Genomic DNA, 4727 nt, shown 5'->3' with positions numbered 1-4727 from the left:
GACCGGCCTCGCGCTCGACCCGTTCGAGGAACTCGACGCCGTTTTCGGCCGAGCGGCAGGCCTCGGTGGCGATTAGCCTCGCCTTCCTGATCTTGCGGTTGCGCAGCTTGTCTCCGCAGACCTTCAACGCCTCGACGGCACGGTCCATGGCCGCCTGGCCGAGCCGGCCGCTGGCCGAAAGCCCCTCGCCCAGCCTGACAATGCGCGAGAACGCATCGATGACGCGGAACTGGCCGTGGCGGGCGGGCACCGCGACCAGCAGCCGGCAATTGTTGGTGCCGAGATCGAGCGCTGCGAATACCGGCAGTTCCTGATGCGGCGGGCGCGCGCCATTTGGAGGCGACGGTCGCGGCTGGGGGACGATCGGCGCGGGTTCAGGCGCAAGGCTGGCGGGAGCGGCGACGGGCCCCGGCGAGGGTATTCCGCCGTTCTCATCACGTGCGAAAACCTTGCGGCCTCGCCTGCGCTTGCGGCGCTTGCGCGTTTTGCCTTTCGGGTTCTCGCCTTGATTGTCGGCATGTCTTGCGTGCGCGCCCGCATGGCGGCTGAAACGCCCCGCGGGCGGGCCCGCCGGTACCGCCGGCGATGTCCCGGACACGCCCACTGCCGACGCGCCCGCGCCGGTATCGTGGTCTTCCACTTCAATTCCTTTCGGCGCCGCGCGAACCAGCAAGGACGCAGCAGGCACCTCGATTTGTTCAAGTTGAGAACAGACTAGCAGCGCGCTTTGCAATCACCAAGAGCGCATGGCCCGATTTTTGGCGCCGTCACGCAGGGGCCACCTCATGCCGGTTGAATAGCCGGCTTCAATCAGGCATGTCTCAATGAGACTTGGAACGGGTTTGGGCGACATCATAGCAATGAGCTTAATCGCATGACGACGACGCCATGAACTGGACGCGCTATTTCTGGCCGGTCATCGGCATAGCGGCCGTGGTGTTCTCGCTCTGGCTGCTCATCCATGAGTTGCGCGGCATCTCACTCGACGACGTCTGGGCCGGTATCGTCGCCATCCCCCCGCGCGCCTGGGTGCTGGCGGCGCTGAGCTCGGTCGTCGCCTATGCCTCCCTCGCCGGCTACGACCACATTGCGCTGCTCCATATCGGCAAGAAAGTTTCGTGGCTGTTCGTCACGCTCTGCTCCTTCACCACCTATGCGCTGTCGCACAATATCGGCGGCTCGGTGCTGTCGGGCGCGGTGATCCGCTACCGCGCCTATGGCACCAGGGGGCTGACCGGTCAGGATGTCGGCGTTCTGGTGGCGATCTGCTGGATCACCTTCGTGCTCTCCAGCCTGCTTGTCGGGGGCCTCGTGCTGGTGCTGGAGCCGCAGATCGTCGACCGTTTTACCACGACCCCGCACCACGAGCTGGCAACAGCCGCCGGCCTCGTCATGCTGATCCTGGTTGCGGTCTATGTGTTCTGCAGCTGGCTGCATCTGAGCCCGCTCAAGGTCGGCAGCTTCCAGCTGCATTACCCGGCACTGCCGATCGTGGCGCGGCAATTGCTGATCGGCCCGGTCGAGCTGCTCGCGGCGGCGGCCATCATCTACTTTGCCTTGCCGGCGGCCGGCAATCCCGGCTATTTCGTCGTGCTCGGCGTCTTCATGATATCCTTTTCGGTCGGGTTGCTGTCGCATGCGCCGGGCGCCCTCGGCGTCTTCGAGGTGGTCTTCCTGGCCGGACTGTCGCACATGGATCCGGTCGGCGTGCTCGCCGCACTCCTGGTGTTCCGCCTGTTCTACCTGATCATCCCGCTGCTGATCGGGCTCGGCGTGGTGCTGTTCTTCGAGCATTCGCAATACAGCCGCGGCGAAGGCTGAGCGTCCCCATGCGGCCCGCGATCGAATGAGAAAAAGGCTGCGGTTGAACTGCGGCGCGGGGTTGACTATTTTCGGATGGCGGCTACAAGGCAGCGCTCGCGGCGCTTGAGCCGCCCGCTTCGCGCGGCACCAACCGCGCCTGCTGGGGAATAGGTTAACGGTAGACCAGCGGACTCTGACTCCGTTAGTCCTGGTTCGAATCCAGGTTCCCCAGCCAACGAAATATCCAAGCAGAACTATGCCTTAATGAAAACATGGTCTCCGGACCGTGTTACATCTCATTTGCAGCACGCTCTCACCTAAGTCCTTGTTTTTCCGTGCATTGCAAAACATTCCCGCTCACTTCATGGAACACGGAATGGCCGTGATGTTCTCGGCACGTTCTTGAATTAGCAGGCACTAACGGGTCTGTGAGTCTTGTCACATACGCTCGTGGCGCATCGGCCTAGCTTGTGCAGCGGTGAAGGGAGTGCCCTGATGCTTGTGAACCTTCCTCTTGTCGTAGCTGGTCCCGTTGTCGATTGGTTTGGTCGCCGAGCCGATCAGAGGGCGCTATTTAAGGCAACTGACGATCTGAGCGACTCACCGGACGACATGCTCAGCGACATGGGGATTTCCCGCGACGACATCGAGACCGCGCGCTGGCGGTCCAGCCGGAGAGTGGGCTGACAGAAGGCCCGGAAAGCCGGATGCTAACCCTGCTCTGGTGCAAATCGCCATAGCTCCCATGCGAAGCGCCCGCTGCGTTGCCGCAGCGAGCGCTCCAGTGGTCCCCGCATCCCTCGCAGCCAAGACGGTACGCCTCGGTAAGACGGATCATAAGCGCGCCCTAGTTGAAGCGCTGCATATTCAGATTGCGTGACATTTCTGCCACTAGAGACAGGAAGGCCGGAGCCGGCATTCAACCGTAATGGAACTTCGGCTTTGGCTCGGTGCCCTCGAATTCAACGCCTACGCGATCACTCTTGCGCCATCGAACAACTGTAGGCGATCCCATCAACTGGTACGTAAAGCAGGCATTTATGGTCGGGCCCGAGCCGTTTCACCAGTGCGGCAACGTCCAGCACCGCCGACCGCCGGCAAGTGAGGCAATAGACAGAAAGGCCCGTCCCGGCGTCCAGCTTTTTTGCCGAGCGTGACTTCCGTGAAGGGAAATTTCATTGCCATGGCGATCCTCGCAAATTGGGGCCGCCGCACCGGTGAGGTTTATTCCTGATCGCCAGGGCGATTGCCAAAGAGGTTACGCGATCACACCATGTCCTTTTGAGGTAGAAATTAGCTATCTTGCATATGCGGCGGACCACTAGTCGCTGGGCCGGCGCCGGGCTCTCAGGCAATTCTCCCCCACGAGAAAAGGCGCCGGTCACCTTAGCCCGCCGCTGGGTGTGGGGGCACACCGAGCGGCGGGTTATCGGATTCCGATGACGCTTCGCTAAGAACTGGTGTGTTCGCACCAGAGGATGGGGGATTCACAGCGAATCCGTTTCGATCTAGAATCTTGGCATGGAAGACGCGCTCGATGATCTTGCTCGCATCCTGACAGCCCCGCAAACCAGTCTGCGGACGCGCTACGGCGCCTTTGCCATGCGGATGGCAGAAAGTCTCGCCACTGGGCTCGCAATTGGCGTGGGCATCGCCCTGGTGCTTGCGGTCGCCGGCTAGGCATGGCTGCTAGAGCCAAGCACAAGAAACCTCCCGGCCCTGGCCCTTCGGGAAAATACGAAGGCGCGAACCACGCCGACTTGTGGCGCAAGCGGATGACCGAACGCCACCGTTGGCGCCTGACGCCAAATGCGGTGGTTTGGACGCTTGTCGTGATCGCGATGACAGTCTCGATCTCTCTGATCGCGATCAAGGCTCGTTAGCGGCGGCAATCGGCAGGACCGCCCCGACCTGGTCGCATGTAGGCGTCCAGTCCCCCGGCCAGCCGGATTCGGGAATAGTCCTTCGCCACTTCGCCTAGGGGACCTTGGGTGTGGCTTCCTTGGCCTGTGACAGCTTGACGATATGGACTTCGTCGCCCTCCGCCAGACCGTCAGGCGGAGTGGCGATGACATGGTCGTCGGCAGCGACGCCCGAGGCCAGTTCGATCTCGTTGCCCAGGTCGCGGGCGATCGTCACCGTCTTGAAGGTAGCGCGATTGTCTTGCCCGACAGTGGCGACGCGCAGGCCTCTCTCGTCGAAGATGAGCGCGCTGACGGGAATGCGGAATGTGCCGGCCACCCCGGAGAGATCCACCTTCACATTGGCATAGGCGCCGGGCATCAACTCTCCCTTGGCGTTGTCGACGGAAAGCTGCATCTGCGTCGTGCCGGACGTGATGTCGACCGACCGAGCCGAGGCGACGATGGTAGCCGGGAAGCTGCGGCCCGGATATTCGGGCACCGAGACGGTGGCCTGCGAACCCAACTTCACATCCGGTGCGTAGTTCTGCGGCACGTTGATATAGACGCGCAGCGTATGTACGTCCGAGACCACGAACATCGCCTGCCCGGCGCTCGATCCGGCCGATATAAGCGAACCGACATCGGTGTTGCGCGCAGTGATGAGGCCGTCGAACGGCGCGGCGACGGTCTTGTAGGCGGACAGCACCTCAAGGCGCTCGACATTGGCCTCGCCGGAATTCACCGCGGCCTGCTTGCTGGCTAGATCTGCCACGCGCTGGTCGATTTCCTGCTGCGCGACGGTCCGGGATTCGAGCAGCGGACGCTCGCGCTTGAGGGTGATGTCGGCCAGGACCTCGGCCGATTTAGCGTTGGCGAGGTCGGCCTTGGCCTGCAGCAATTGCTGGTCCTGATCGGGGGCCTCGATCTCGGCTAGGGTCTGCCCCGCCTTGACGCTCGCGCCGATATCGACCTTCCAATCCTTCACATAACCGCTGACGCGGGCATAGATTGGTGCGCTGT

Annotated in this window: 3 protein-coding genes, 1 tRNA gene and 2 pseudogenes; 3 read left to right on the top strand and 3 right to left on the bottom strand. The window is 62.6% G+C overall.

The genetic code is table 11. The annotated features are described in order from the left end of the window. Positions 1-640 (bottom strand): annotated as a pseudogene (locus EOA32_RS33210) (Ppx/GppA family phosphatase); the annotation flags it as partial. A gap of 248 nt (positions 641-888) precedes the next feature. Between EOA32_RS33210 and EOA32_RS33205 the strand changes: the two are divergent. Then, positions 889-1821: a YbhN family protein gene (locus EOA32_RS33205; protein ID WP_128373978.1), complete on the top strand. Its 933-nt coding sequence runs from the start codon at positions 889-891 to the stop codon at positions 1819-1821. Positions 1822-1964: 143 nt separating this feature from the next. Then, a tRNA-Gln gene (locus EOA32_RS33200) sits at positions 1965-2038 on the top strand. Between the two features lie 684 nt (positions 2039-2722). On the opposite strand, the pseudogene EOA32_RS40325 reads toward EOA32_RS33200, so the two are convergent. Next, positions 2723-2837: pseudogene (locus EOA32_RS40325) on the bottom strand (PilZ domain-containing protein); the annotation flags it as partial. Positions 2838-3324: 487 nt separating this feature from the next. On the opposite strand from EOA32_RS40325, the gene EOA32_RS38970 reads away from it, so the two are divergent. Beyond that, entirely contained in the window at positions 3325-3483 is a 159-nt protein-coding gene (locus EOA32_RS38970; protein ID WP_156752737.1) for a hypothetical protein, read from the top strand. 297 nt (positions 3484-3780) lie between these two features. Here the strand turns inward: EOA32_RS38970 and EOA32_RS33190 are convergent. Then, positions 3781-4727: efflux RND transporter periplasmic adaptor subunit (locus EOA32_RS33190; RefSeq protein ID WP_128373977.1), on the bottom strand; the 947-nt coding region annotated here is incomplete at its 5' end.

The sequence above is a fragment of the Mesorhizobium sp. M1A.F.Ca.ET.072.01.1.1 genome, from assembly GCF_004023325.1.
In the GTDB taxonomy this organism is placed as follows: domain Bacteria; phylum Pseudomonadota; class Alphaproteobacteria; order Rhizobiales; family Rhizobiaceae; genus Mesorhizobium.
The sequence above is the reverse complement of the archived record's forward strand: the minus strand, read 5'-3'. Positions and strand labels throughout refer to the sequence as shown.